The sequence below is a fragment of the Streptomyces sp. TN58 genome (assembly GCF_001941845.1).
Lineage (GTDB): Bacteria > Actinomycetota > Actinomycetes > Streptomycetales > Streptomycetaceae > Streptomyces.
The window spans coordinates 1,347,578-1,372,254 of the sequence record NZ_CP018870.1; the positions used below are offsets into that span (position 1 = coordinate 1,347,578).

Below are 24,677 nucleotides of genomic sequence, written 5' to 3' on the forward strand. Positions count from 1 at the left end.
TTGTGATCAAGGCCACGCCCGACGCAATGTTGATTACATGATTACAGCCGAACAGAGCGAACAGCTCCGCGTGTGGTTCGCCGAACGCCTGCCGGTGGACGTCTACGAGTCCCTCGACTCGGTGACCGCCGACCGCGAGGAGATCACGGTCGTCGGCACCATCCCGGCGGCCGAGTCCGTTGCCGAGTTCCGTGAACGCACCCGCGAACAGCGCGTCGAAGTGGCCCGCGAGGCCGAGGAGCTCTACCGCCGCAAGGTCGCCTGGGGCGTACGGGTGGGTGAGGAGACGACCCTCTTCACCCACCTGGCCGTCCCGGTCATGACCCGCCTGCGCCAGTCCGAACGCCAGGTCCTCGACACCCTGGTCGCCGGCGGCGTGGCCCGCAGCCGGGCCGACGCGCTGGCCTGGTGCGTCCGCCTGGTGGGGCGCAACACCGACAGCTGGCTGGCGGAGCTGCGCGACTCCCTGGACCAGGTCGGCCGCGTCCGCGCGCAGGGCCCGGACGTCACGGGCACGACGGACTCCATGAAGTCCGGGTCCGAATGACGAATCCGCCCCACGGAGCCGCGTGATCGCGTAAGGCTGGCCGAGACCTACACCCAGGGAGAGGTACGCACCATGACGACCACCGTCGAATACATCCGCTACCGGATCGCATTGGACGACCAGCAGGCCTTCGAGGACGCGTACGCGCGGGCGGCAGAGTCCCTGGCCGCCTCACCCGAGTGCATCGACTACGAACTGGCCCGGTGCGAGGAGGAGAAGGAGCGCTACATCCTCCGGATCCGCTGGACCTCCATCGAGGCCCACCTGGGCGGCTTCCGCAAGGGGGAGCACTTCCCGGCCTTCTTCAGCGCGATCCGCCCGTACGTGACCGCCATCGAGGAGATGCAGCACTACCTCGTGACGGGCGTCGTGGGCACGGGAAAGGGCGCCGGACAGCGATGAGCACCACACCCACCATCTACGAGTGGATGGGCGGGGCGGAGGCGATGAACCGCCTCACCGACGCCTTCTACGCCCACGCCCTGCAGGACGAGATCCTGGCCCCGGTCTTCGCGGGCATGGACTCGGAGCACCCGCAGCACGTCGCGGTCTGGCTGTCGGAGGTCTTCGGCGGCCCGGCCGACTACACCGCCCACCACGGCGGCCACCAGCACATGGCCACCAAGCACCTGGGCCGGGCGATCACCGAGAAGCAGCGCCGCCGCTGGGTGGACCTGCTCATGGACACGGCCGACGAGGTAGGCCTCCCCACGGACCCGGAGTTCAGAGGGGTGTTCGCCTACTACATCGAATGGGGCACCCGCATGGCCCTCATCTACTCGGGCCCCAACCCTCCCCCGGTGGACGCGGCCAAGATCCCGGTCTGGTCCTGGGGCCAAACCCCACCCTGGATCCCGAAACCGGCCTAACCCCAAGGCTCCGCCCTTCCACCCCCACCGCCCCCTCCAGCCCCGCCGGCGCTTGAGGCGCGGGGGTCCGGGGGCGGAGCCCCGATCTTTCGGTCTCGCCGCACCCATCAGCCCCGCCGGCGTTTGAGGCGCGGGGTCCGGGGCGGAGCCCCGGCAGTCGCCCCGCCCCCGGGCTCGGACCCATCCGCACCCCCCGCCAACAGCACCGAGAGCCCCGGATCCTGCCCCCGCCAGAAGTCCACGGCCTCCTCCAGCACCTCCACGAACGTCTCCCATTCCTCAGGCCGCGCCCCGGCGTACCCCCGCCAGGACGTCACGGCGACCAGCCGCCCACCCGAAGCGTGAGCCGTGTCCGGCACCGCAACCGGCAGCCACGACAGATCCCGCAGCGCATCGGCAAGCGCGTCCCACCCCCCGCCCACCCACTCCGGCAGCCGCAAGGCACCCCCGCACCGCCGCATCAGCTCCGCCTTGCCGCGCACCCCGTCCAGGTCGAGGCGTACGGTCGTCCAGCCGGCGGCCTCGGCGGCTGCGAGCGCCGGTGCGAGCGGCTGCGGTTCCAGGCTCATCGGAGAACCGCCTTGAAGGTCTCGTAGTGGTCGTCCGTGTAGTAGAACTCCCCACCCTCACCCGTCACGATCCGCCGCGCCCCGCGGTCCCGCTCCCCCGGCGTACGCACCGTGAACTCGTGGTAGTAGCCGCGCTTCTGGCGCGGCAGGACCTTCTCGAAGTTGCCGAAGACGGTGCCGTCCTGCCGGTACGGGTAGGGCCCGCCCTTGTCGATGAGCAGGAGGACTTCCCGCGCCTGCCGCGGCAGCGCGTCGGCCCGTACGACGGCCATCCCCCGCGCCCAGTCCGGAGCGCTCTCGGACACGGCACCGGAGGGCGCACGGGAGGACGTACCGGGAGCCGTACTCGGCTCGGCACTGCCGCTGCCGCTACTGACGGCGGGGCCGGGTTTCTGCGCACCACAGCCCGCCGTTGCGACGAGCGCGGCACAGAGGAACACGGCCCCCAGCGCACGCGACAGCCATCGGGGCACGTTCCGGAAGATCATGCGCCGATCGTGCCAAATATCCGATTCGCCCGCGAATCGCTCGGTCGCGTCAGAGCGCGGCCATCTTGCTGTACGGACTCAGGATGCGCTTCTGGACCGAACCGAAGTCGACGAGAACGGCGATCCCCTCCTCGATTCCGACGACACGGCCGAGGCCGTGCTCGTCGTGAGTGACCCGGTCGCCGACGTTGAACTGCCGGATGGGCTGTTCCACGGGGGCTTTGAACGGGCTGGACGGCAAATGGCGGCGAGGCACTGCTGATTTTGTCATCGGAACCAGTATGCGCCCCGCGGGCCGCCGCGCGATGGCCCTTCGCATCTCGATCCGGGCACCATCCGCACCACCAGTGCCCCCGAAGCGCCCGTACCAGGCCCCGAGGGGCCGTGCGGGGGCGGCCGGGCGGATGGGCGCGAACAGGGGGCGCGCGATGCGCTTCTGCCCCTACAGGTCGTCGGGGTCGGCCCGGTCCAGCGCCGGCCGCAGCCCCGGAGCCGACTCGGTCAGCAGGTAGTCGGCGACGGCCGTGTCCGTGACGAGGCTGGTGACCAGCCCCGACCGCAGTACCGCGCCGATCGCGGCGGCCTTGCGCAGCCCGCCCGCGATCGCCACGACCTCGGGGATCCGCCGCAGCCGGTCCGCCTCGACCGTGATGCACCGCTCGCCGAGGTCCCGGCCGACACGTCGGCCCTCGGCGTCGAAGAGGTGCGCGGACATCTCGGCCGCGACACCCAGCGACGCGTAGTGGGCCCGCTCTTCGTCCGTCAGCATGTCGTGGACGGTCGAGATGCCCGGCTCCCACGAACCGATGGAGACGGCCGCGACCGTCACCTTGTCGAAGTAGTCGAAGGCGCGCGCGATCCCGGTCTGGCTGCGCAGCGCGGCCGCGGTCGCCGGGTCGGGCAGCAGCATGGGCGCGTAGATCGGGTGCGCGTCGCCGCCCGACACCTGCGCCGCCCGGCGCACGGCCTCCACCGAGCCGCGCTCCGCGGTGCCCGCGTCGTAGACCCCGGTCAGCTGCACCACCGTGCACTGCGGCAGACGGTGCAGGGAGGCGGCCATGTGAATGGTCGACCGGCCCCACGCCAAACCGAGTACGTCGCCCTCGCTGACGAGCTCGCCGAGCAGGTCGGCGGCGACCGCGCCCAGGTTCTCCGGGTCCGGTGCGTCCTCGGTGGCGTCGGCCGGCGACTCCACCACGACAGCGTGCCGGAGCCCGTACCGCGCGCGGAGCGCGTCCGACCGCTCCGCGTCGAGTTCGGCCGGGACCCGGATCTCGATGCGCACGAGATCGCGTTCGAGGGCGGTCTCCAGGACCCTGGCCACCTTGAAGCGGCTCACGCCGAACTCCTCGGCGATCTGGATCTTGGACTTGCCCTCCAGGTAGAAGCGGCGCGCCATGGCCGCCGCCTGCACCAGCTCCGCGGGTCCCATCCGCAGGGCTGACCGTCCCGCCGACATTGCAGACACCGCGTTCTCCTCACTGCTGTTCACACTGTCGTGTTCACACTCTCGACTCGCCGTTCATCCTGTCAGATCCGACGGCCGTTGATCAGCCTGGACAGCTCCCGTTCACCAAGCTGTCCACCAGCACTCGGCTCAGTGGTCGCAAGCCCACGGTGCCGCCGCGATCGCCGCGCCCGCCTGGTCACGCAGCGTACGGACGGCAGCCGCCGGGTCGACCGCCCCGTAGACCGCGCTGCCCGCGACGAAGACGTCCGCGCCGGCCTCGGCGCAGCGCTCGATGGTCGAGGCCGAGACTCCGCCGTCGACCTGGAGCCACAGCTCCAGACCGTGCTTGGCGATCAGCTCCCGGGTACGGCGGATCTTGGGGAGCATGATGTCGAGAAAGGGCTGGCCGCCGAAGCCCGGCTCGACCGTCATGATCAGCAGCATGTCGAGCTCGGGGAGGATGTCCTCGTACTGCTCGATCGGCGTCGCGGGCTTGAGCGCCATCGAGGCCCGCGCCCCCTTCGCCCGGATCTCGCGCGCGAGGCGTACGGGAGCCGCCGCGGCCTCGGCGTGGAACGTGACCGAGCCCGCGCCCGCCTCCACGTACTGCGGGGCCCAGCGGTCCGGGTTCTCGATCATCAGGTGCAGGTCCAGCGGGATGTCCGTGGCGCGGCTCAGGGACTCCACGACCGGCATGCCGAGGGTGAGGTTGGGGACGAAGTGGTTGTCCATGACGTCGACATGCAGCCAGTCGGCCCCCTCGACGGCCTTCGCCTCCTCGGCGAGACGGGCGAAGTCGGCGGACAGGATGCTGGGATAAATCTGAGCGGCCATGCCCCAAGCCTGCCATGCCTGGGGCCGGTTCCGGCCACGACCCCGCAAGACCGAAACCTCGTAGCAACCCTTTACCAGCCGCACACGCAACGCGAACAGTTCCTTAAGGGTCTGGTCTGCCCCGGGGTCCGGCCGAGGGGTGGCCTCGGGGACGGGATGCACGCGAGAGGGGTCAGGAGGCGCGGCCGGCAGGGGAGGGTGCGCCCCGAATCGCTACGCGCTCCTCACCTCGCGCGTCCGCGAGCGCGGAGGGCTCGAACGCCTGTAGGGGTGGAGCGGCCTCCCCACGTGGGGGTTTTTACGAACCCTTTACGAAGGGTCGGGGACGATACCCCGTCCAGACCACCTACCTGCTGCGGACCGGTGATCCGCCGAGAGAAGAAGGAGCAGCAGACCCGCAATGGGTGGACCTCCGAGTCCGAGCCGTGCCATCGGCACCCGCCCGGTCGGCGAGGTCATGGTTTCCCTGGAGCGCGTGGTGACCGTCGGCCACGACATCACCCCTCGACAGTTGGAGCGCACGGCCTCCGAGCACGGCTTCTCCCGCCTGCCCGTCACCGGACCCGGCGAGGAGATCTGGGGCTACCTCCACATCGAGGACGCCCTCGGCGCTCCCGAGCGTGGTCGACCCTTCCCGCGTGCGTCGCTGTACCCGACCACCGAGGTCGCCCTCGACACGCCGCTGGACGACACCATGACGGCGATGCGCGCGGCCGGCACCCACCTGGCAGCCGTCACCGGCGGCAAGGGGACCGTCCTCGGCTTCGTCACCATGGAAGACCTCCTCCAGGAACTCGTCGGCGCGGCCCACGACGCGGGCGGCTGACGGAGCCGTCGGGCCGGCCCGACACCTGCCGTGGGAGCGGGACCGGCACCGGCGGCCTTTCACGGGCGGCGGTCACGCATCCTGCCGAATGCGGTCAGCGTGCGCAGTGCTGCGGCTTTCAGCTGCGGCCGCTCGCGTACGAACCCCCGTACGGCGCGTGGCGGCTCGTGGCTGAGCCAGTGCAGTGCCGCCCCGGCCCCGGCCCGGAGCAGGGCGCCCTCGTGCACGACCAGCTCCCGCGTCTTGAGGGAGTCCTTGTACGCGGCATCGCCCCTGCCGAGGTCGAGCATGTCGATGCCGGCGGCGGCAGCTGCCTCGATCATGCGGAGGTAGAGGACGCGGCCGGGGCTGAACGTGGCGAAGTCCCGGTCGTAGGCGGGGAACCAGCACGACAGCACGGTGCGCGAGCGCAGGCCGAAGTGCGCGGCGACGGGCCGCCCGTCGGCATAGAGGACCGACAGCAGGCCCGAACAGGACGGTGCCTGCGTGGTGGCGAGGATCCGCACCAGGTTGCTGATCCACTCCTGGGCGAACCGGTCGCGCCGGCCGGTTCGGCGGTACTGGGCGGACTTCCACGCCATCAGCGTCCGCAACACCTGCGGATCGCGCTCGTCGAACGTGAACCGCAGCGGCCCGGCCTGCCGGGACAGACGGCGTTCCTGCGCCCGGGTCGCCTTCAGAAAGGTTCGGGAACCGGCCCGGAGCAGACGTTCGTAGCCGGCGTAACCGTCGGCGAGGTCGATGACGGGCGAAGCGAACCGCCCCGTGGCGAACGGCAGGAACAGGTCCTGGCCGCCTTCGAGGTGGTTGAACTCCCAGACGGACAGGGAACTGGCACGCAGCAGCTCGTGCGGGTCCACGACCACGCCGGGGCGCAGCACGGCCCCCTGGCAGTCGGACACGCCCAGGCCGATGGCACGGCCGCGGCCCCACCGGCCCCGCTCGAAGGGAAAGAAGCCGGCGGGCTCGCCGTCCTGGCGCACCACCGCGACCCTGGCACCTGGTCGGACACGGCCGACGGCCTGGCAGAACTCCGGGCTCATGAAGGGGTTCGCCTCCGGCGCCGTACTGGCCCGCAGTTCGCTCCACAGCTCCAGGTCGGCCGGGCTCAGCTCGGCAGGGCGAATCACGTCGATGCGTTGAACGGTCACTACGGCTCCTGATACGTCGGACTGCTTACCAGGCCGTTGCCGACTGCCCGCCCACCGGTGGTGGGCTGCGGCCACGCCCTGGGCGCACCACCCGGCCCGATGCGTCTGCGCGGGCCGCGGGGCGTTCCCGCCGATCTCCGGCTGTGGCAGCGGCCGGAGAGGGAGTGCGAGGGCGCCCTGCGGTGTCAAACGACTGTCGGAGTATCAGGCAGCGACCGGGTACGCAGCCGCCGACGGGAAGCGTCCCTCCTGGCGTTCTCCCCCTACCCCGGAGGCGCCCCGCGCAGGTGGCGCAGCAGCCCCTCCAGCGCCGCCCAGCTCTCGGCGGTCTCGGCGTCGCCGAGTGCGTAGTAGAAGCCCGGGCGGGCCTGCGGGCCCAACCGTACGGGGCGTTCCCTGAGCGGAGTCCTGCTCGCGGTGTCACGCCCCGCCTCCTGGACGTCCGCCGGGCCGAGTACGAACGCGTACGGCAGCGGCGGGTCCTCGTAGTGGGGCGGGGCGCTCAGGTCCCGGCGTGCCTTGCGGAGCTGGCACAGCATGGTCGTGAGCCCGTACCGGGTCACGAGCTCCTCGGCCAGCCCCGGCAGCGCCTCCAGGGGTGTCTCCTCCCCCGGGCCGAAGCCGACGGTGAGGGTCATGTCCTCCTCCACCCCCTCCGGCGTGCGGATCACGCGCAGGGTGGCGACTGCGGGCCGGTCGGGCGTACCGACGATCACGGTCCAGGTGGAGCGAGGGGCCCGCTCGTACGCCAGCTCGGTCAGCTGGCGCCTCGACCAGGTCAGACCCGCCGGCTCCGAGGTTCCCCAGCCGGCCGGCGGGCCGCCGGTGAGAGCCTGCCAGGCGGCTTCGAGCGCGCCGCCGAGCACGAGGTCCGCCGTGGGGCGGTGCAGGGTACGGAAGGAGACGCTGAGCTGACGCTCACCGGTGGGTTCGGCCGCGGCCTCCAGGAAGGCGTCCGCGACGGGTGTCTCGCCGTTCTCCTCCCGGGCCGGGGCGAACGCGTCGTCCTGCCAGGTGAGTACGGCGCCCGTGAGCCCGTCGTAGTAGCCGCACCGTTCGTCCTGCACCACCCACCGGGCCGGCATCGCCTGCAGCAGCAGACGGGTGGGCGTGGAGAGGCGGCAGTGCGGCGGGGTGACGATCTGCAGGGACCGCTCGCTCTCCACGGTGGCCCGCAGCACCTCGGAGAGCCAGCTCGTCATGGGGACCACGGGGCGGTCCTGGAGCACGACGGCGGCCTTGTCGGTGAGCATGTCGACGGCCGGCTGTGCGGCGGCCGGCGCCGGTACGGCGGTGATGCCCGAGACGTCGACCGGACGGGCCGCCCCGACGGTGCCCGGCGCGTCCGGCGGCCAGACCTTGCCGCCCAGCAGCATGGTCAGGCGGGCGGCGAACGCTCCCGCGAGCTGCTCCGCCTGCGGTACACCCGCGGCGGCGCGGGCCTCGACCCACCACGCCGGGCCGTCGCCGGACAGCTCGGCGCCGGGCCCCAGCAGCCGGGCCGCCTCTCCCGGCACCTGGAGCATCAGCGGGACCTCGACGGAGACGAGCGGCCGGCCGTCGGCATCGCAGAGCTGGACGACGGCCCCCTCGCCGGCGGTCTCGACCAGCAGGTCCGGGCCGCCGGCGAGCAGGCCCGCCAGGACGCTCAACGCGTCCGGCATGCGCTCGGTGAGCGCGATCACGTCCTTGGTCATGCCGTGTTCCTTGTCGTCGTGTCTCTCAAGCCCACCCGTCGACCTCGGAGACACCGGACGCCAAGTCCGCCAACTGCGCGGGAAGGTCGACCGGGAAGTCGTACCAGGCAGCTCGCCCGGTACGCCCGCGCTCGGACATGCCGGGCAAGCCGCTTCGACGGACGATCACTGCGGTGCCGCTCAGGCCGCGATCAGGGCCTTCGCCCGGAGGAAGAGATCGTCGTCGTCCAACTGCACGGCCTCCGCCTCTATATCGGTCACGATCCGCCGCAGTACCTTCGCCCACTCGCTCGCGAATACCTGCGCGTGGACCACCGCATCACCCCGCTCGGTGAGCAGGGATTCGTAGTTGCCCAGCGTACTGTGCCAGCGCGCCTGAATCCTCAGGGAATCACCCTCCCGGGCAATCTTCCATTCGGCCGAGAATGTGTCAGACCCCCAGAAGACTTCCGTCTCGGAAAATTCTGCCTGCCGAATTTCTTCAAGAAGCGGCACCAAGTCGTCCAGAAGGGCCGCGAGGTCATAGCCGTACGGCACGCGGACCGGCACCAGATTCCAGACGAGAATGACGTCCTCGGCTTCGGAGGAGTACATCTCACCGACAGCGTCAGCCATGTCGGCAGCAGATTCACACTTCCGAACGGCCGGGCAGCCCGCCTGAATCGAGAAACTCATCGTGATTCCTATCTCGTGGTCGGGTAAGCGTGGACCTTGCCGTTGGGGTACACCTTGACAAAGAGGGAATTCGGCGTGCGCGTCGTACCGTCGGGCATGTACTCGATGCAGCCATAACCTTCGGGAAGCTTGAAGAATCCAGTCTTTCCAGGCCCGATATCAGCGGCGCGTTCCGTAGCATACTGGACGTCCGCAGGCGTCCCAAACTTCCCCTGCGGTTTGGCTTCCTTACTCGCGCGGGCCGGCCCTTCGGTCCAGTCGATTCCATGCTTTGCACCCTTAAGCAGAGGCGCTTCCGGCTTGTATTTCTGGCCGTTTACCTCGATCCCGCGGCCGACCGCATCGATTTGCTTCTTCCTGCTGAGCCCGTCGAGTTCACTCTGGCTCTTCATGAAATCGGCCTGCTGGGCATCGGTCACCGGGTGGGGGTTCTCCGGCGTACCCAGAGGATGCTCGTTGACGGGAGTCTCGTTCCCGCCTCCTCCGTTTCCGGCACCCTCATCGCCGCCGTGTCCCGGCGTCCCACCGGTACCGCCATCGTGGGACGGCAGATCGCGGCCCGGGCCGGTGGGAGTGCGGGGTGCGTCGGAACCGGACCCGTGGCCCGAGGCCGGGGGCTCGTGGTGCCCGCCCGTCGCATGCCCTGCGCTGTCGTGTGTGCCTCCGCCGTGCCCACCGCCGGGCGAGGTCGGCGCGTGAGAGCCGCCGCCCGCCGGCTCGTGCCCAGCGTGCGGTGCCGCAGGGCCACCGTTGTGCCGGCTGCCACCCGACGGGTGGCTCGTCGAGTTCTCCACTCGGCTGGGGCCGCCCGCGCCTTCGAGGACGCGTTCCCGGGACGGTGCCGGCTCGTGGGTGTTGGGCAGGTCGTCCTTGTGCGGCTCCCGGACCGGCTCGGTGTCCGGGACGACGTTGCCGTGCTCGTCGCGGATGGTGCCGTCATGGCCGAGGACGCGCTTTTGGCCGTTCGGGGTGGTGTATTCGAGGCCGGCCGGAGGCGGGGTCGTTCCCGCCGGGTGCGGCGAGGTCCCGCCGGGCATGTTGCGGGCCATGTCGTCGACGCCCGCACGGCTGGCCTTCAGGCCCTCCATGAAGTCGCTTCTATCAACCAGGCGTTATCGACTGCAAAATGAATGGAAGTCATTCCGGCCGTCTGTCATGCCTCCGCGGGCGCCGGACCGCCGGCGGGCGTCGTCACCGCGACGCGCACCGCACCGGTGGCCGAGGCCGCGACCTGCGCGACCGTGCGCTCTTCGGGGTGGCCCGCGACGAAGGCCGGCGCGTCCGCAGGCGCCGGCATCGGTCGTACGCGCCATCCCGCGCTCCGGAAGTACTCCAGCGCGCGCCCGACGGCGGCGGCCCTCTCCTCCTCCCGCAGCGGGACGGTGGACCAGGTGTGGTGGACCGAGGCGCCCGACTCGTCCCGGACCGTGCTGAGGCCTTCTCCGGGCTGCGTGGGCCCCGATCCGACCTGCAGCGCGTCGTAGATCCGGCTGGAGTGGCCCAGGGCGCGGCGGGTGGCGGGATCACCTGCCGACGGGGGCTCGAACGCGGCGGGACCGGCCGGGGCCGCCCCCGAGGCCTTGCTCTTGCCCGGCGGGAGGAAGCACGGCGACACCACCTTGAGGGTGGCGAGGCCCTCGCCCTTGGCGCGGTCCAGGACCCCGGTGATGGCTTCCATCCAGAAGTCGTCCGGCTCCGTACGCATGCTGACCCAGGGGAAGGGCCCGGACATGTCCTCCTCGTTCGACGAGTTGTACTTGTATCCCTGCTTCAGCCAAGCGTCCCGTGCCTGCAGCACGAGATTCTTGGCCTCGGTCCCGGGAACCCCGGTGAGCTTGTAGAACAGGGTCGCCTGCAGCCGGCCGTCACTGCGACTGTCGTCCCTGGCGATGCAGGGGCCGATGGTCGCGGGGCCGAACCGCTCCAGCGTCGGCCGGGGCGACATGGTGTCCACCGCCTGCCGGATGATCTCTTCGGCCCGGTCGGTGGCCTGCTGCTCGTTCATGGTGACCTGCTTCGCCTTCTCCGCGTTGCCGGACCCCCCGCACCCCGTCGCCATGACCGTCAGTGCGAGCAGTGCGGCGAGCGAGTATGCCTTCCGTGGTTTCACGGCTTTCCTCCGGTGACGATCCCTGCCAGGCTCCTGAGCGGCTTGTCGTCCCAGTACTGGGAGTGCGCGGGCATCATTTCCCAGTCCTCGACCGGCCACTTCCCGTCGGGGACCTCGAAGACCTGGCCCCCGAACTCCTCGCTGGTCGGGTCGGTCCCGTGGACGATCGTGTGGTCGTCGAAGGAGTCCCACCACGCCTTCGTTCGGGTGGATGTTCGCCGCCTGGCGTTCCAGGGCGTCGGAGGTCTCGGTGCCTCCCGCGCTGCCGGTCACCGTGCCGCCCTCCGAGGGCTTCTCGGCACCCGGCTTCTGTCCGGCGGGAAACGCGACCGACCCGTCGTCGTTCACCCTGCAGCCGTCCGCCTGCGCGTCGGCGATCGCGGCTTCCAGCTTCCGCTGGCGGCGGCCATGTCGTACGCGAACCCGTTGAGCGCAGTGCTGATCACACCACATTCGGTCTGCGTGTAGTGGGGGTTCTTCGCCAGGGCCTGCAGCTGCTTGTGCGCGGCGTCCGCCGCTTCTCCCTTCAGCGACTTGCGCATGCCCGTGGCGACCGCGTTCTCGATGTGCTCGCGGGCCGCCTGGGCGGAGTTGCCCATGGTGCGGTAGCCGTCGGCCGCGCCCTCGAACTCGGACGGCTTGAAGGCCTTGAGGGTGGCGTAGTCCATCGCGCGTCACCGCCCCCGGCCCGGCCGCCGACGGCGTCCGTGTCCGCGTACGTGGCGGCCAGCCTGTTCATCTCGGCCTGGACGCCCTCGTCGGTCGTCAACAGGTCACGGCCGACCTGGTCCAGGATTCCCTGGAGCGCACCGCACCGCTCGCTGACGCTCTCGGCGTACTTCTTCCAGGAGTCGTACACGTCCTTCTGCGCCGCCGCGCTCAGGCACCCGGTGGTCGGGCCCGTTCCGGTCTGTCCGTCCTCAAGCTTCGTGAGCGCGGTACCGATGGTCTGACGCAGGGATCCCACGCCCTCAGCGGCCGTGGTCCACCCCTTCTTGCTGGACTGGAGTCCGCCCGTCACGGCGCTGGGAGCGCCGCTTCCGGGATCGGCGGGCACCTGATTGAGCCTCATGGCAGTGTCCGGCCGTCGCCCGCACCGGCCTTGGGATGTTCCCATTCGTCCCACGCCATGCGAGCAGCCCCCGAACGTTCCTGTTGATCACACCAGGCAGGAACGCTACTTCGTTGTGCAGCGCGGATCATGAGTACGCGTACCTACACGAGTGGGCACCTGACCCGGCCCGAAAGTGCGGATGAAACCACCGCAGGCACGGAAGGCTCCGTGCCCGCGGTCGTTCGAGGGGGATCAGCCCGCGGCAGCCGGTGCCGCGGGGCCTGCTCCTAGGCCGTGCGCCTCAGCAGGGCCAAATACATCGCGTCCGTGCCGTGCAGGTGCGGCCACAGCTGGACGTCCGGGCCGTCGCCCAGGCCGGGGACGCCCTCCATGAAGGGCCTGGCGTCGACGAGTTCGGCGGAGATCGGCGCGTTGCCCGCACCGCGGCCCTTGAGTACGTCGTCCACCACGACCCGGGTCTCCGCCAGGTGCGGCGAGCACGTCGCGTAGCCGACGACCCCGCCCACCCGCACCGCCGACAGCGCCTGCCGCAGCAGCCCGCGCTGGAGCGGCGCGAAGCCCTCCAGGTCCTCAGGGCGGCGTCGCCAGCGGGCCTCCGGGCGGCGGCGCAGCGCGCCCAGGCCGGAGCACGGCACGTCCATCAGGACGCGGTCGAAGGAGCCCGGCAGCCACGCCGGACGGGTGCCGTCCGCGGCGATGACCTGGTACGGGCCCGGGTTGCCCGCAAGGGCCCGCTCCACCAGCCGTGCCCGGTGCGGCTGCTTCTCCGAGGCCAGCAGGAACGCCCCTCGCTCGGCGGCGAGCGCGCCGAGCAGCGCCGCCTTGCCGCCCGGGCCGGCGCAGCCGTCGAGCCAGCGCTCGTCGCGCCCCTCGACCGGTACGGCCGCCAGGGCCATCGCCACCAGCTGGCTGCCCTCGTCCTGCACGCCGGCGCGGCCCTCGCGGACCGCCTCCAGCGCGCCCGGCTCGCCGCCCTCGGCCATCCGCACGGCGTACGGGGACCAGCGCCCGGGGAGCGCCGACTCCTCGCCGACCGCCTCCAGCAGCTCCTGGGGCGTGGACCGGCCGGGCCGTGCGACCAGGGTCACCTCGGGCCGTTCGTTGTCGGCCTCCAGCAGGTCCTCGATCCCGGCGCGCCCGCCGCCCAGCGCGTCCCACAGGGCGCTGACGACCCACCTGGGGTGCGAGTGGTAGACGGCGAGGTGTTCCTCGGCGTCCTCCTCGTACGGCGGCGCGACCCGCTCCAGCCAGCCGTCCAGGTCGTGCGCGGCGATCTTGCGCAGCACGGCGTTCACGAACTTGGCGCGTCCGTCGCCGAGCACCACGCGGGCCAGTTCCACGCTCGCCGAGACGGCGGCGTGGGTGGGGATCCGGGTGCCCAGCAGCTGGTGCGCGCCGAGGGAGAGGACATCCAGGACCGGCGGGTCGACCTCGCGCAACGGGCGGTCGATGCAGGCCTTGATGACCGCGTCGTACGTGCCCTGGCGGCGCAGCGTCCCGTAGACCAGCTCGGTGGCCAGCGCCGCGTCGCGGGCCTGGAACTTCTCGTCCTGGCGGGCCTTCTTGAGCAGCGGCGGCAGGACGAGGTTGGCGTAGGCGTCGCGCTCGTCCACCGCCCGCAGCACCTCGAAGGCCAGCATCCGGACGGGGTCCTTCTGGGGCCGGCGGTAGGGCTTGGCCTGCTTGCCGCCCGCTCCCGCGGGGGCGGGCCTGCGGCGGGGCTGACGGGGCTGTTCGCTCACGTGAAAGGTGCTCCGGAGGTACGAGTGCTACGAGTGCTACGAGTCTTGCGCGTCTTGCGGGTCGCCGGTGCTGGGAACCGCTGGTACTGCCGGGACGCCGGGGCTACCGCAGCGTCCGCTCCGATCAGCCTACGTCGGCTCCGCCGAGCCGCTCGCCGGCGGCGATGCGCACCCCGCGCGCCCAGTCGGCGGCGCGCATCGGCTTCTTGCCCTGGGGCTGGACCCAGAGCAGTTCGACGGCGTGCGAGCCGGTGCCGACGTGGACGTTGTTCTTGGCGGCGGACAGCGCGCCCGGCGCCAGGTCCGTACGGTCGGCGGCCATGCCGAGCGAGATCACCTTGAGCCGCTCGCCCCGGAATACGGTCCATGCGCCCGGCGCCGGCGTGCAGCCGCGCACGACGCGGTCGGCGCGCATCGCGGGCGCCGTCCAGTCGATCCGGGCGTCCTCCACCGTGATCTTGGGTGCGAGGGAGATCCCGTCGAGGGGCTGGGCGACGGCGCGCAGGGTGCCGTCCTCGATGCCGTCCATGGTGGCGGCGAGCAGGCCGGCGCCCGCGAAGGCGAGGCGCGTCAGCAGGTCGCCGCTGTTGTCGGTGGGACGGATCTCCTCGGTGAGGACGCCGTAGACCGGGCCCGAGTCCAGGCCTTCCTCGATCTGGAAGGTGGAGGCGCCGGTCAGCTGGTCCCCCGCCATGATCGAGTGCTGGACGGGCGCGGCTCCGCGCCAGGAGGGCAGGAGCGAGAAGTGCAGGTTGACCCAGCCGTGGCGGGGGATGTCGAGGGCGCTCTTGGGGAGGATGGCCCCGTAGGCGACGACCGGGCAGCAGTCGGGGCCGATCTCGCGCAGCCGGGCCTGGAAGTCGGGGTCGCGCGGCCGGGTGGGCTTGAGGACCTCGATGCCGGCCTCTTCGGCGCGTTCGGCGACCGGGCTGGCGACCAGCCGCCGGCCGCGGCCGGCCGGTGCGTCGGGCCGGGTGACGACGGCCGCGACCTCGTGCCGCCCAGAGGCGATCAGGGCGTCCAGGGCGGGTACGGCGACCTCGGGGGTGCCTGCGAAGACGAGCTTCACTGGGGGTCCTACCTCGCTATGTCGGCTGTCAGCAGCGCACCAGTCTATGGGGCGTACGCCGGGCGGCCCACCTGTGGTGCCACGGGGTGGCGAGGGGGCGTGCGCATACGCGCGCGCCACTCGCATATGCCGACACGCCCCCACAGCGTGACCTGGGCGACGGGTGGCGCGTTGGTCAAGAGAGATTGACCGAAACGGGCCGCGTGTGAACGATGTCTGCGGCCCGATCCGCCCTTCAGCACCGGTTCGAGAGGCTTCTTCATGGCCGACCACGCCACCCACGACGCCCAAGCCCGGGCCAGCCTGCACCTCCTGGTACGGGACATCGAGCGGGTTCGCCGCCAGGTGGATGCCCTGCGTACGCTCACCGCCCAGCTCGGCAACGTGTACCGCCCGCGTCGTTCGGGCCCCTCCACTGGCTTCGTCGTCTACGGCCGGGCGCCCGCGCCCACCGTCCGCCTCGCCCAGGAGCTGCGGGACAGCGTGGAGACGCTGGTCACCGCCGCGGTGGACTTCGACCGCTCGCTCGGCTTCTCGTGGGACGCGGTCGGTTCGGCGCTCGGTGTCACCAAGCAGGCGGTGCACCGCCGCTACGGTGCCCGGCGGGCGCAGTCCGCGGAGGCCGCGGAGCCGCTGGCCGAGGGGACGACCACCCGGACCATGGGGCCGCTGCCCACCGTCCCGGCGGCTCGTTCGGTGCCGCCGCAGCCGGTGCGCGAGGAGGCGCAGGCCTCCGCCGGCGGTGCCGCGCGCAGCCTCGGGGAGGGCCCCCGCTCCCCCGCCTTCCCCGGTCCGCGCAACGGCTGACCTGCGTTCCGCCGCCGGGACGCCGACCCCCGACGGCCGGCCCAGGGCCGCCGCGCACGACACCGCCCCGGCGGGGAGGGCCGTACGGTCCCCCGCCGGGGCTTCGGCGTGCCGCGGCGCGCAGGGGCCTCCGGTCGGCCCGCCCGGTCAGTCGGCCGGGCCCGCCGGTCGGCCCGCCCGGTCAGCCGATGTCCGCCGGGTCGATCCGGACCCGTACCGCCTCCGCCGCCGGGACGCCGCGGGCCAGGCGCGCCGCCTGCGCGGACTTCAGCGCGGCCGCCAGGGCGGCTCCGCTGCCCGGCGGGACCCGGACCAGGGCGCGCTCGCCGGGGGACGGCTCCCCGCGCCGTCCGGGCAGCGGCACCGGGCCGAGGATCTCGGCGTCGGGCGGCAGCCCGGCCCCGGCCAGGAAGGCCTCCACGGCTTCGCCCCGCCCGGCGACGGCGGCCATCCGGGAGACGGGCGGGAAGCCGAGCTGGGCCCGCTCCGCGAGTTCACGGACGGCGTGGCCCACCGGGTCCCAGCGGACGAGCGCCTGCACGGGGCGGAGCGTGGGCTCGGCGACCACCACGACCTGGCCGTCGGCGCGTACGAGGGAGGCGGCGGCGATCCAGCGTCGCAGGGCGTCCTCCCCGGCGCGCAGGTCGGGGCGGGTCAGCATGGCCCAGCCGTCGAGGAGCAGCGCGGCGGCGTATCCGGTGCCGGCCGCCACCGGTTCGGCGCCGGGGGTGCTCACGACGAGGGCGGGGCGGTCGGGTACCTCGTCCAGGACGTGGTCGCGGCCGGAGGTGCGTACGGGCACGGCCGGGAAGGCCCGCCCCAGTTCCTCGGCGGTGCGCCGGGCGCCCACGACCTGGGCGCGCAGCCGGTAGGAGGAGCACTCCCCGCACTGCCAGGACGTCTCGCCGCGGCCGCACCAGCCGCAGGTGAGGTCCCGTTCGTCGGGGGCTTCCAGGGGTCCGGCGCAGACCGTGCAGCGGGCGGGTGTGCGGCAGCGCTCGCACGCCAGTCGCGGTACGTAGCCCCGGCGGGGCACCTGCACGAGGACGGGCCCGGTCTTGAGGCCTTCCCGTACGGTCTCCCACGCGAGGCTGGGCAGTCGGGCGGCGCGGGCCGCCTCGTCGCGGGCGAGCAGTTCGTCGCCGACGGTGCGGATGCGGGGCGCGTGGGCCCGTACGGTCTCGCGGGGGGCCGTCAGAGGGCGGGCCCAGCCGGTCTCGACGAGCTGGGCGGCCTCCACGGTGCAGCTGGTGCCGCCGGCGAGGAAGCCGCAGCCGTCGCTGACGGCGCGCAGTTCCAGCACCTCGCGGACGTGCGGGAAGGGGGCGCGGTCCTCGCTGTGGCCGGAGTCGCCGTCGTCCCAGATGGCGACCAGTCCGAGGTCGCGTACGGGCGCGAACATCGCGGCCCGGGTGCCGATGACGGCGCGGACGGAGCCCCGGTGGACGGCGAGCCACTGGCGGTAGCGCTTCTCGGGGCCGGACTCGGCGGTGAGCAGGGCGTGCCGGCCTTCGCCGAGGAGGGCCGTCAGGGCGGCGTCCACCCGTGCGGCGGTCCGGCCGTCGGGGAGTACGGCGAGGGCGCCGCGGCCGGAGGCCAGGGTCGCGGCCATGGCACGGGCGAGTTCGTCGGCCCAGCCGGGGCCGGGCAGGGCGGTCCACACCGCCCGGGGGGTGGCGCCGGCGGCGAGGGCGCGCAGGAAGCCGGGGCCCGCCTCGTACCGCTCCCAGCCGGCCGGTTCGGGCGCGGGGGGCGGTGGCAGCGGCTCCGGGGAGGGTTTGGCCTCGGCGCGGGCGTTGCGCGGGGGCAGGGCGAGCTGGAGTACGTCGGCGAGGCTGCCGGCGTACCGGTCGGCGACGGCGCGGGTGAGCGCGAGCATGCGCGGGCCGAGGACGACCTCGGGCGAGACGACCTGGGCGAGGGCGGCGAGGGCTCCGTTGTAGTCGGACTCGGCGCGGCGCTCCACGATGAAGCCGTCGATGAGGCCGCCGCCCTCGCGGCGGCCGCCGTGCACCTGGTGGGAGCCGGCGCCGAAGCGGACGCGGACGCGGACGCCGGGCTGGGCGGCCTCGGACAGCTCGGCGGGCACGGCGTAGTCGAAGGTCCGGTCGAGGTGGAGCACGCCCTTGTTGACGAGGACCCGGGCGACGGGCAGCTCCTCGGCCAGGGCGGCCCCCCGCCAGGTACGCGGCTTCGCCTTGGGCGCCTTGGCCTTCGCCTCGGCGACCATCTCCCGGATCAGTGCGAGCTGCTCCGGCGGGGAATCATTCGCGCTGCTCACATCAGCATTCTTACCAAACCGCTCTGACAGGCGGGCGTACGCGCAAGGCCCCGGACCGTGGGGTCCGGGGCCTTGCGTCGGTGGTTCTGACAGCCGGACCTTACAGGCCGGCGGCCGCGCGCAGGGCGTCCACGCGGTCGGTGCGCTCCCAGGTGAAGTCCGGCAGCTCACGGCCGAAGTGGCCGTAGGCGGCGGTCTGGGCGTAGATCGGGCGCAGCAGGTCGAGGTCGCGGATGATCGCGGCCGGGCGCAGGTCGAAGACCTCGCCGATGGCGTCCTCGATCTTCTGCGTCTCGACCTTGGCGGTGCCGAAGGTCTCGACGAAGAGGCCGACGGGCTCGGCCTTGCCGATGGCGTACGCGACCTGGACCTCGCAGCGCGAGGCGAGGCCGGCGGCGACCACGTTCTTGGCGACCCAGCGCATGGCGTAGGCGGCGGAGCGGTCGACCTTGGACGGGTCCTTGCCGGAGAAGGCGCCGCCGCCGTGGCGGGCCATGCCGCCGTAGGTGTCGATGATGATCTTGCGGCCGGTGAGGCCGGCGTCGCCCATGGGGCCGCCGATCTCGAAGCGGCCGGTCGGGTTGACCAGCAGGCGGTAGCCCTCGGTGTCGAGCTTGATGCCGTCCTCGACGAGCTGGGCCAGGACGTGCTCGACGACGAACTCGCGGATGTCGGGCGCGAGCAGCGAGTCGAGGTCGATGTCGGAGGCGTGCTGCGAGGAGACCACGACGGTGTCGAGGCGGACGGCCTTGTCGCCGTCGTACTCGATGGTGACCTGGGTCTTGCCGTCGGGGCGCAGGTACGGGATGGTCCCGTTCTTGCGGACCTCGGACAGGCGCTTGGACAGCCGGTGCGCGATGTGGATCGGCAGCGGCATGAGCTCGGGGGTCTCGTCGCAGGCGTAGCCGAACATCAGGCCCTGGTCGCCGGCGCCCTGCTTGTCCAGCTCGTCCTCGTCGCCCTCGACGCGCTTCTCGTAGGCGGTGTCGACGCCCTGCGCGATGTCCGGGGACTGGGCGCCGATGGACACCGACACGCCGCAGGAGGCGCCGTCGAAGCCCTTCTTCGAGGAGTCGTAGCCGATTTCGAGGATCTTGTCCCGGACGAGCTGCGCGATCGGCGCGTAGGCCTTCGTCGTCACCTCACCCGCGATGTGCACGAGGCCCGTGGTGATGAGGGTCTCCACGGCGACGCGCGAGGTCGGGTCCTCGGTGAGGAGTGCATCGAGGATCGTGTCGCTGATCTGGTCAGCGATCTTGTCGGGGTGGCCCTCGGTGACGGACTCCGAGGTGAACAGACGACGGGACACAACGCTCCCTGGGGTTGCAGCGGCTGCTGGCTGATCATTTGGCGGAACCACATCGGGGGCTGCGCCCGATCACGTTCCGGATGCAGTTTATCGGTCGCGACCGTTGCCCGGACCATCCGTCTCGCCTTATGGGAGTCGTGTGACCTGCGGCACTGCCATTCTTACGTACGGAAGTGACCGAGTGAAGGGGAATCGGCTCAGGCGCGTCGCGGTGTGAACCGGCGCGTAACCTGGTCCCAGATTACTTCGGCGAGGGCTTCCTTCGGTCCGTAGGGCACCGCGATTTCGGACCCGTCAGAGGCCAGGATGATCGCCTCGTTCTCCTCGGATCCAAAGGTGCGCGTCTCGCCGACCTCGTTCACGACGAGAAGATCACATCCCTTGCGGCGGAGCTTGGCGCGGCCGTTGTCGAGGACGTGGTCGGTCTCCGCGGCGAAGCCCACGACGACCTGGCCCTCGCGGGCGCGGTCGGCCGAGATCTCGGCGAGGACGTCGGGGTTGCGCACGAGCGCGACCGGAGCGGGGTCCTCCCCGTCCTTCTTCTTGATCTTGCCGCCGGCGTACTCGGCGGGCCGGAAGTCGGCCACGGCCGCGGCCATGACCACGGCGTCGGCGTCCGCCGCCGCCTTGAGGACAGCTTCGCGCAGCTGTACGGCCGTGCCGACGCGTACGACGTCCACCCCCGCGGGGTCGGCCAGCGCGGCGTTGGCCGAGACCAGGGTGACCCGCGCCCCGCGGGCGACGGCCGTACGGGCGAGCGCGTAGCCCTGCTTGCCGGAGGAGCGGTTGCCGAGGAAGCGCACGGGGTCCAGCGGTTCGCGGGTGCCGCCGGCGCTGATCACGACGTGGCGGCCTGCGAGGTCGGCCTCGGCGGCGCCGCGGCGCAGGACCTGCCGGCACACCTCGAAGATCTCCTCGGGGTCGGGCAGCCGCCCCTTGCCGGTGTCCTTGCCGGTGAGCCGGCCCACGGCGGGCTCGATGACGACGGCGCCGCGGCGGCGCAGGGTGGCCACGTTCTCCCGGGTGGCGGGGTGCTCCCACATCTCGGTGTGCATGGCGGGGGCGAAGACGACCGGGCACCGTGCGGTGAGCAGGGTGTTGGTGAGCAGGTCGTCGGCGAGGCCGTGGGCGGCCTTCGCGAGCATGTCGGCGGTGGCGGGGGCGACGACGACGAGGTCCGCGTCCTGGCCGATGCGGACGTGCGGGACCTCGTGGACGGTCTCCCACACCTCGGTGGAGGCGGGGTTCCCGGACAGGGCGGCCCAGGTGGCCTCGCCGACGAAGTTCAGGGAGGCGGCCGTGGGCACCACCCGTACGTCGTGCCCGGACTCGGTCAGGCGGCGGAGCAGTTCGCACGCCTTGTAGGCGGCGATGCCGCCGCTGACGCCCAGCACGACCTTCGGCTTACCCATCCGAGCACACCCCTTTTTGTCACTCTCGACTCGTCCGACACGTTCGGCCATCGACCGTCGTATCCACCCATGACACACCACAGGCCCGGCAGGTGTTCTGCCGGGCCTGGGGTGAAGGAACTTGCCGGTGCCTTACTGGGCCGGGGCCTCGATGGCCTCGGAGGTCAGCAGACCCGCGTTGATCTCGCGCAGCGCGATCGAAAGCGGCTTCTCGTGGACGTGGGTGTCCACCAGCGGGCCGACGTACTCAAGCAGGCCCTCACCGAGCTGCGAGTAGTACGCGTTGATCTGACGCGCGCGCTTGGCCGCGTAGATCACGAGGCTGTACTTCGAGTCCGTGGCTTCGAGCAGCTCGTCGATCGGCGGGTTGATGATGCCCTCGGGCGCAGTGATGGAAGAGGACACGCTCTACCTTCCGAAGATGGATGAAAGTTTGGGCCGTCCGGTGTCGGGCGACTTCTGTGAAGATCGATCGACGATTCAGACAACTTCCATCAAGGCTAGCAGCTCACGTGCTACGTCCTCGACGGAGGTGTTGACCAGGGTGACGTCGAACTCCGACTCGGCAGCGAGTTCGATCTTGGCAGCGGCGAGCCGGCGGTCGATCACCTCGGCCGATTCGGTACCCCGGCCGGTGAGCCGGCGGACCAGCTCCTCCCAGCTCGGCGGGGCCAGGAAGACCAGCTGGGCCTCGGGCATGGACTCGCGGACGAGTCGCGCGCCCTGGAGGTCGATCTCCAGCAGTACGGGCTCGCCGTTTTCGAGGCGTTCCAGCACCGCGCCGCGCGGTGTGCCGTAGCGGTTGCCCGCGAACTCGGCCCACTCCAGCAGCTCGCCGTTGGCGATCAGCTTGTCGAACTCGTCGTCGTTGACGAAGAAGTACTGGACTCCGTGTCGCTCACCGGGCCGCGGCTTGCGGGTGGTGGCCGACACCGAGAGCCATACCTCGGGGTGAACCTTGCGCATATGCGCGACGACCGTGCTCTTGCCGACCCCTGAGGGGCCGGAGAGCACGGTCAGCCGCGGACGAACCTCTGCTGCCATAGAGCGATTATCCAGGTTCTCGGGACTGCCTGAGAACACCGGGAGAACGCCAGGCGACGCCTCAGGCGCCGGTGCTGCCGAACTCGCGCTCCAGAGAGGCGATCTGGTTGGAGCCGAGACCTCGAACACGCCGGGACTCGGAGATGCCGAGACGCTCCATGATCTGCTTGGCGCGCACCTTGCCCACGCCAGGCAGGGACTCAAGCAGGGCGGAGACCTTCATCTTGCCGATGACGTCGTTCTCCTGACCCGTCTTGATGACCTCTTGGAGCGAGGCGCCGGAGTGCTTGAGTCGATTCTTCACCTCGGCCCGCTCCCGGCGAGCCGCGGCGGCCTTTTCGAGCGCGGCTGCGCGCTGTTCAGGGGTAAGGGGCGGAAGAGCCACGCCTACGTCACCTCGGATGTCGAACTGTCGGATACGGACCGGTGGGGAACCCAAGGGCACCACACCAGGCGAGCTCCCGAACAGCGATGGAACTCGTTCGCTGCGCGTTCACTCTGCTCGGAGACTAGCGGCCAACACCGCTCCAGTCAGCGAGAACGAACGAAAAGTCCTGGTCAGCCTCCACTGAACCGTACATCACGGACAAAATACCCCGGTTTTGTCCGGTGAAGAGCGTTCGAATTTCGTCAGAAAGTGCGAGACCCCGCTCCGCGCGGCTGCGGAGGGGGGTCCCACGAGGTCCTGCCGGGTCTCCCCTACGCGGAGACGGCCTCGCTGATCTCGTCGGCGAAGCGCCGCGCCGAGTCGCGCAGGGCGCTCACGTCCGGGCCGTGCCCGAGGACACCGCGCGAGACGTTCGGGACCACGTTGCGCACGGCCTTGCCGAAGACCGCCGGCAGGTCCGCCGCGGTCGCGCCCTGCGCGCCGATGCCGGGCGCGAGGAGCGGTCCGTTGATGTCGAGGTCGAAGGAGGACAGGTCACCCAGGGTGGCGCCGACCACCGCGCCGAAGGATCCCATCGGGTCGGCGCCGGCGTTCTCCGCGGCCAGGTGCGCCAGCATCGTGGCTCCGATGGTGCGGCCGTCCTCGCGGACGGCGCGCTGGACCTCGGCGCCCTCCGGGTTGGAGGTGAGGGCCAGGACGAACAGGCCCGCGCCCGACGTCCGCGCCAGCTCCACGGCCGGCGCCAAAGAGCCGTAGCCGAGGTACGGGGACACCGTCAGCGCGTCGGAGAACAGCGGCGAGGCCGGGTCGAGGAAGGCCGAGGCGTAGGCGGCCATGGTCGAGCCGATGTCGCCGCGCTTGGCGTCCATGACGACGAGGGTCCCGGCCGCCCGGGCGTCGGCGACGGTCCGCTCCAGGACGGCGACGCCCTTGGAGCCGAACCTCTCGAAGAAGGCGGCCTGCGGCTTGAAGACCGCCACCGACTCCGCGAGGGCCTCGACGACCGTGCGGGAGAAGTGCTCCAGGCCCGCGATGTCGTCCTGGAGGCCCCACTGCGCCAGCAGGGCGGCGTGGGGGTCGATGCCCACGCACAGCGGGCCGCGGGAGTCCATCGCGGCGCGCAGGCGGGTGCCGAAGGGGGTCAGGGTCACTGGGCGGCCTTTCGGGTCTCGGCGCCCACCGCGTCGGCGAGCGTCGCGTACGGGCTGGCGGCCAGGCGTGCGGCCAGGCCCTTGTGGATGGCTCGGGCGTAGCACGGGCCCTCGTAGATGAAAGCGCTGTAGCCCTGGATCAGCGTCGCGCCGGCCAGGATCCGCTGCCAGGCGTCCTCGGCGTTCTCGATGCCGCCGACGCCGATCAGGACCAGGCGGTCGCCGACGCGTGCGTACAGGCGGCGCAGGACCTCCAGGGAGCGCTCCTTGACGGGGGCGCCGGACAGTCCGCCGGTCTCCTTGACCAGGGACGGGGAGGACTTCAGGCCGAGGCCGTCGCGGGCGATGGTGGTGTTGGTGGCGATGATGCCGTCGAGGCCGAGTTCCAGGGCCAGGTCGGCGACGGCGTCGACGTCCTCGTCCGCGAGGTCGGGCGCGATCTTGACGAGGAGCGGGACGCGCCGGTCGGTCACGGTGCGGTCGGCGGCCTCGCGTACGGCCGTGAGCAGGGGGCGCAGCGACTCGGTGGCCTGGAGGTTGCGCAGGCCCGGGGTGTTGGGCGAGGAGACGTTGACGACGAGGTAGTCGGCGTGGCGGGCGAGGCGCTCGGTGGAGGTGACGTAGTCCGCCACGGCCTCCTCCTCCGGCACCACCTTGGTCTTGCCGATGTTCACGCCGACGACGGTCCTGAAGACCGCCTCGCGGGCGGCCAGGCGGGCGGCGACGGCCTCGGAGCCCTCGTTGTTGAAGCCCATGCGGTTGATCAGCGCGCGGTCCGGGACCAGCCGGAACAGCCGCTTCTTCGGGTTGCCGGGCTGGGCCTGTGCGGTGACCGTGCCGATCTCGACGTGGTCGAAGCCGAGCATCGACATGCCGTCGATGGCGACGGCGTTCTTGTCGAAGCCGGCGGCCAGGCCGAAGGGGCCGTGCATGCGCAGGCCGAGGGCCTCGGTGCGCAGCTCCTTGTGGCGGGGGGCGAGGTAGGCGGCGACGAAGGTGCGCAGCACCGGGGTGCGGGCTGCCAGGCGGATCCAGCGGAAGGCCGTGTAGTGGGCCTGCTCGGGGTCCATCCGCTTGAAGACCAGGTTGAAGAACAGCTTGTACATCGTCCGATTTTTCCCTTGAATCCCTTGTGCGCTCGGATGGACCTCATGAAAGGGGGGACACCGGTCGCTGTCGCCGG

26 protein-coding genes and 1 pseudogene are annotated in these 24,677 nt (G+C 71.7%); 6 read left to right on the plus strand and 21 right to left on the minus strand.

Annotated elements, in window-relative coordinates; translation table 11 throughout:
- The first annotated feature begins 37 nt into the window (after positions 1-37).
- The 3 genes from BSL84_RS06095 (at position 38) to BSL84_RS37600 (ending at position 1,416) form a co-directional block, all read left to right on the plus strand.
- The gene (locus BSL84_RS06095; RefSeq protein WP_030036640.1) at positions 38-547 is read left to right on the plus strand and encodes a hypothetical protein; all 510 of its coding nucleotides are present in this window, start codon (positions 38-40) and stop codon (positions 545-547) included.
- A 72-nt stretch (positions 548-619) separates the two neighbouring features.
- Positions 620-949 carry a putative quinol monooxygenase gene (locus BSL84_RS37595; RefSeq protein WP_030036642.1) on the plus strand — a complete coding sequence of 110 codons (330 nt, stop codon included), beginning with the start codon at positions 620-622 and terminating at the stop codon, positions 947-949.
- Positions 946-1,416, plus strand: a complete 471-nt coding sequence (locus BSL84_RS37600) for a group II truncated hemoglobin (RefSeq protein WP_030036644.1) — start codon at positions 946-948, stop codon at positions 1,414-1,416. The genes BSL84_RS37595 and BSL84_RS37600 overlap by 4 nt, the downstream gene beginning before the upstream one ends.
- A gap of 107 nt (positions 1,417-1,523) precedes the next feature.
- On the opposite strand, the gene BSL84_RS06105 is transcribed toward BSL84_RS37600, so the two are convergent.
- The 5 genes from BSL84_RS06105 to rpe form a co-directional block, all read right to left on the minus strand.
- On the minus strand, positions 1,524-1,985 hold the full coding sequence (locus BSL84_RS06105) for a barstar family protein (protein WP_075969971.1): 462 nt from the start codon (positions 1,983-1,985) through the stop codon (positions 1,524-1,526).
- Complete coding sequence (locus tag BSL84_RS06110) at positions 1,982-2,473, minus strand: ribonuclease domain-containing protein (RefSeq protein WP_030036648.1); 492 nt, start codon at positions 2,471-2,473, stop codon at positions 1,982-1,984. The genes BSL84_RS06105 and BSL84_RS06110 overlap by 4 nt, the downstream gene beginning before the upstream one ends.
- A gap of 49 nt (positions 2,474-2,522) precedes the next feature.
- Positions 2,523-2,744: a CarD family transcriptional regulator gene (locus BSL84_RS06115; protein WP_030036649.1), complete on the minus strand. Its 222-nt coding sequence runs from the start codon at positions 2,742-2,744 to the stop codon at positions 2,523-2,525.
- Between the two features lie 171 nt (positions 2,745-2,915).
- Positions 2,916-3,965, minus strand: coding sequence for a sugar-binding transcriptional regulator (locus BSL84_RS06120; RefSeq protein ID WP_199816155.1), 1,050 nt, complete (start codon positions 3,963-3,965; stop codon positions 2,916-2,918).
- A 105-nt stretch (positions 3,966-4,070) separates the two neighbouring features.
- Positions 4,071-4,757 (minus strand): ribulose-phosphate 3-epimerase, encoded by a 687-nt coding sequence (rpe, locus tag BSL84_RS06125; RefSeq protein WP_030036653.1) that lies wholly within the window; start codon positions 4,755-4,757, stop codon positions 4,071-4,073.
- Between the two features lie 394 nt (positions 4,758-5,151).
- Between rpe and BSL84_RS06130 the strand changes: the two are divergent.
- Positions 5,152-5,583: pseudogene (locus BSL84_RS06130) on the plus strand (CBS domain-containing protein); the annotation flags it as partial.
- A 59-nt stretch (positions 5,584-5,642) separates the two neighbouring features.
- Here BSL84_RS06130 and BSL84_RS06135 read toward each other — a convergent pair.
- The 6 genes from BSL84_RS06135 to BSL84_RS35325 form a co-directional block, all read right to left on the minus strand.
- A complete protein-coding gene (locus BSL84_RS06135; RefSeq protein ID WP_075969972.1) occupies positions 5,643-6,734 on the minus strand; it encodes a GNAT family N-acetyltransferase in 1,092 nt (363 codons plus the stop codon).
- A 263-nt stretch (positions 6,735-6,997) separates the two neighbouring features.
- Positions 6,998-8,431 carry a DUF6177 family protein gene (locus BSL84_RS06140; protein ID WP_045322057.1) on the minus strand — a complete coding sequence of 478 codons (1,434 nt, stop codon included), beginning with the start codon at positions 8,429-8,431 and terminating at the stop codon, positions 6,998-7,000.
- A gap of 180 nt (positions 8,432-8,611) precedes the next feature.
- Entirely contained in the window at positions 8,612-9,106 is a 495-nt protein-coding gene (locus BSL84_RS06145; RefSeq protein ID WP_075969973.1) for a hypothetical protein, read from the minus strand.
- A gap of 8 nt (positions 9,107-9,114) precedes the next feature.
- Entirely contained in the window at positions 9,115-10,194 is a 1,080-nt protein-coding gene (locus BSL84_RS35990; RefSeq protein ID WP_159393506.1) for a hypothetical protein, read from the minus strand.
- A 65-nt stretch (positions 10,195-10,259) separates the two neighbouring features.
- On the minus strand, positions 10,260-11,216 hold the full coding sequence (locus BSL84_RS06155) for a hypothetical protein (protein WP_075969975.1): 957 nt from the start codon (positions 11,214-11,216) through the stop codon (positions 10,260-10,262).
- A gap of 344 nt (positions 11,217-11,560) precedes the next feature.
- Positions 11,561-11,884 carry a hypothetical protein gene (locus BSL84_RS35325; protein ID WP_075969976.1) on the minus strand — a complete coding sequence of 108 codons (324 nt, stop codon included), beginning with the start codon at positions 11,882-11,884 and terminating at the stop codon, positions 11,561-11,563.
- A gap of 39 nt (positions 11,885-11,923) precedes the next feature.
- On the opposite strand from BSL84_RS35325, the gene BSL84_RS37605 reads away from it, so the two are divergent.
- On the plus strand, positions 11,924-12,169 hold the full coding sequence (locus tag BSL84_RS37605) for a hypothetical protein (RefSeq protein ID WP_030036666.1): 246 nt from the start codon (positions 11,924-11,926) through the stop codon (positions 12,167-12,169).
- Positions 12,170-12,557: 388 nt separating this feature from the next.
- On the opposite strand, the gene BSL84_RS06170 is transcribed toward BSL84_RS37605, so the two are convergent.
- Both BSL84_RS06170 and fmt read right to left on the minus strand, forming a co-directional pair.
- Positions 12,558-14,033, minus strand: coding sequence for an RsmB/NOP family class I SAM-dependent RNA methyltransferase (locus BSL84_RS06170; protein WP_045322059.1), 1,476 nt, complete (start codon positions 14,031-14,033; stop codon positions 12,558-12,560).
- A 124-nt stretch (positions 14,034-14,157) separates the two neighbouring features.
- Positions 14,158-15,102, minus strand: a complete 945-nt coding sequence (gene fmt, locus BSL84_RS06175) for a methionyl-tRNA formyltransferase (protein ID WP_075969977.1) — start codon at positions 15,100-15,102, stop codon at positions 14,158-14,160.
- A 261-nt stretch (positions 15,103-15,363) separates the two neighbouring features.
- On the opposite strand from fmt, the gene BSL84_RS06180 reads away from it, so the two are divergent.
- The gene (locus tag BSL84_RS06180) at positions 15,364-15,909 is read left to right on the plus strand and encodes a hypothetical protein (RefSeq protein WP_045322061.1); all 546 of its coding nucleotides are present in this window, start codon (positions 15,364-15,366) and stop codon (positions 15,907-15,909) included.
- Between the two features lie 181 nt (positions 15,910-16,090).
- Here the strand turns inward: BSL84_RS06180 and BSL84_RS06185 are convergent, their stop codons facing one another.
- The 8 genes from BSL84_RS06185 to BSL84_RS06220 form a co-directional block, all read right to left on the minus strand.
- Positions 16,091-18,190, minus strand: coding sequence for a primosomal protein N' (locus tag BSL84_RS06185; protein ID WP_045322062.1), 2,100 nt, complete (start codon positions 18,188-18,190; stop codon positions 16,091-16,093).
- 100 nt (positions 18,191-18,290) lie between these two features.
- Positions 18,291-19,499 carry a methionine adenosyltransferase gene (gene metK / locus BSL84_RS06190; protein WP_030026172.1) on the minus strand — a complete coding sequence of 403 codons (1,209 nt, stop codon included), beginning with the start codon at positions 19,497-19,499 and terminating at the stop codon, positions 18,291-18,293.
- 197 nt (positions 19,500-19,696) lie between these two features.
- Positions 19,697-20,911 (minus strand): bifunctional phosphopantothenoylcysteine decarboxylase/phosphopantothenate--cysteine ligase CoaBC, encoded by a 1,215-nt coding sequence (gene coaBC, locus BSL84_RS06195; protein WP_030026174.1) that lies wholly within the window; start codon positions 20,909-20,911, stop codon positions 19,697-19,699.
- Between the two features lie 132 nt (positions 20,912-21,043).
- Complete coding sequence (gene rpoZ / locus BSL84_RS06200; protein WP_004948662.1) at positions 21,044-21,316, minus strand: DNA-directed RNA polymerase subunit omega; 273 nt, start codon at positions 21,314-21,316, stop codon at positions 21,044-21,046.
- 75 nt (positions 21,317-21,391) lie between these two features.
- Entirely contained in the window at positions 21,392-21,955 is a 564-nt protein-coding gene (gmk, locus tag BSL84_RS06205; protein WP_075969978.1) for a guanylate kinase, read from the minus strand.
- A gap of 61 nt (positions 21,956-22,016) precedes the next feature.
- Positions 22,017-22,340 carry an integration host factor gene (locus tag BSL84_RS06210; RefSeq protein ID WP_030008746.1) on the minus strand — a complete coding sequence of 108 codons (324 nt, stop codon included), beginning with the start codon at positions 22,338-22,340 and terminating at the stop codon, positions 22,017-22,019.
- A gap of 314 nt (positions 22,341-22,654) precedes the next feature.
- Positions 22,655-23,494, minus strand: coding sequence for an orotidine-5'-phosphate decarboxylase (gene pyrF, locus BSL84_RS06215; RefSeq protein WP_030026176.1), 840 nt, complete (start codon positions 23,492-23,494; stop codon positions 22,655-22,657).
- Complete coding sequence (locus BSL84_RS06220; RefSeq protein ID WP_030026177.1) at positions 23,491-24,600, minus strand: quinone-dependent dihydroorotate dehydrogenase; 1,110 nt, start codon at positions 24,598-24,600, stop codon at positions 23,491-23,493. The genes pyrF and BSL84_RS06220 overlap by 4 nt, the downstream gene beginning before the upstream one ends.
- Between the last annotated feature and the right edge of the window lie 77 nt (positions 24,601-24,677).

What these genes read in the sequence shown, in the direction of transcription:
- BSL84_RS37600 (WP_030036644.1), top strand. Translation starts at nt 946, where the DNA reads ATGAGCACCACACCCACCATCTACGAGTGGATGGGCGGGGCGGAGGCG.
- BSL84_RS06110 (WP_030036648.1), bottom strand. Translation starts at nt 2,473, where the DNA reads ATGATCTTCCGGAACGTGCCCCGATGGCTGTCGCGTGCGCTGGGGGCC.
- BSL84_RS06105 (WP_075969971.1), bottom strand. Translation starts at nt 1,985, where the DNA reads ATGAGCCTGGAACCGCAGCCGCTCGCACCGGCGCTCGCAGCCGCCGAG.
- BSL84_RS06180 (WP_045322061.1), top strand. Translation starts at nt 15,364, where the DNA reads ATGGCCGACCACGCCACCCACGACGCCCAAGCCCGGGCCAGCCTGCAC.
- rpe (WP_030036653.1), bottom strand. Translation starts at nt 4,757, where the DNA reads ATGGCCGCTCAGATTTATCCCAGCATCCTGTCCGCCGACTTCGCCCGT.
- BSL84_RS06140 (WP_045322057.1), bottom strand. Translation starts at nt 8,431, where the DNA reads ATGACCAAGGACGTGATCGCGCTCACCGAGCGCATGCCGGACGCGTTG.
- gmk (WP_075969978.1), bottom strand. Translation starts at nt 21,955, where the DNA reads ATGGCAGCAGAGGTTCGTCCGCGGCTGACCGTGCTCTCCGGCCCCTCA.
- BSL84_RS06115 (WP_030036649.1), bottom strand. Translation starts at nt 2,744, where the DNA reads ATGACAAAATCAGCAGTGCCTCGCCGCCATTTGCCGTCCAGCCCGTTC.
- BSL84_RS06220 (WP_030026177.1), bottom strand. Translation starts at nt 24,600, where the DNA reads ATGTACAAGCTGTTCTTCAACCTGGTCTTCAAGCGGATGGACCCCGAG.
- BSL84_RS35990 (WP_159393506.1), bottom strand. Translation starts at nt 10,194, where the DNA reads ATGGAGGGCCTGAAGGCCAGCCGTGCGGGCGTCGACGACATGGCCCGC.
- BSL84_RS06095 (WP_030036640.1), top strand. Translation starts at nt 38, where the DNA reads ATGATTACAGCCGAACAGAGCGAACAGCTCCGCGTGTGGTTCGCCGAA.
- coaBC (WP_030026174.1), bottom strand. Translation starts at nt 20,911, where the DNA reads ATGGGTAAGCCGAAGGTCGTGCTGGGCGTCAGCGGCGGCATCGCCGCC.
- BSL84_RS37595 (WP_030036642.1), top strand. Translation starts at nt 620, where the DNA reads ATGACGACCACCGTCGAATACATCCGCTACCGGATCGCATTGGACGAC.
- BSL84_RS06145 (WP_075969973.1), bottom strand. Translation starts at nt 9,106, where the DNA reads ATGAGTTTCTCGATTCAGGCGGGCTGCCCGGCCGTTCGGAAGTGTGAA.
- BSL84_RS35325 (WP_075969976.1), bottom strand. Translation starts at nt 11,884, where the DNA reads ATGGACTACGCCACCCTCAAGGCCTTCAAGCCGTCCGAGTTCGAGGGC.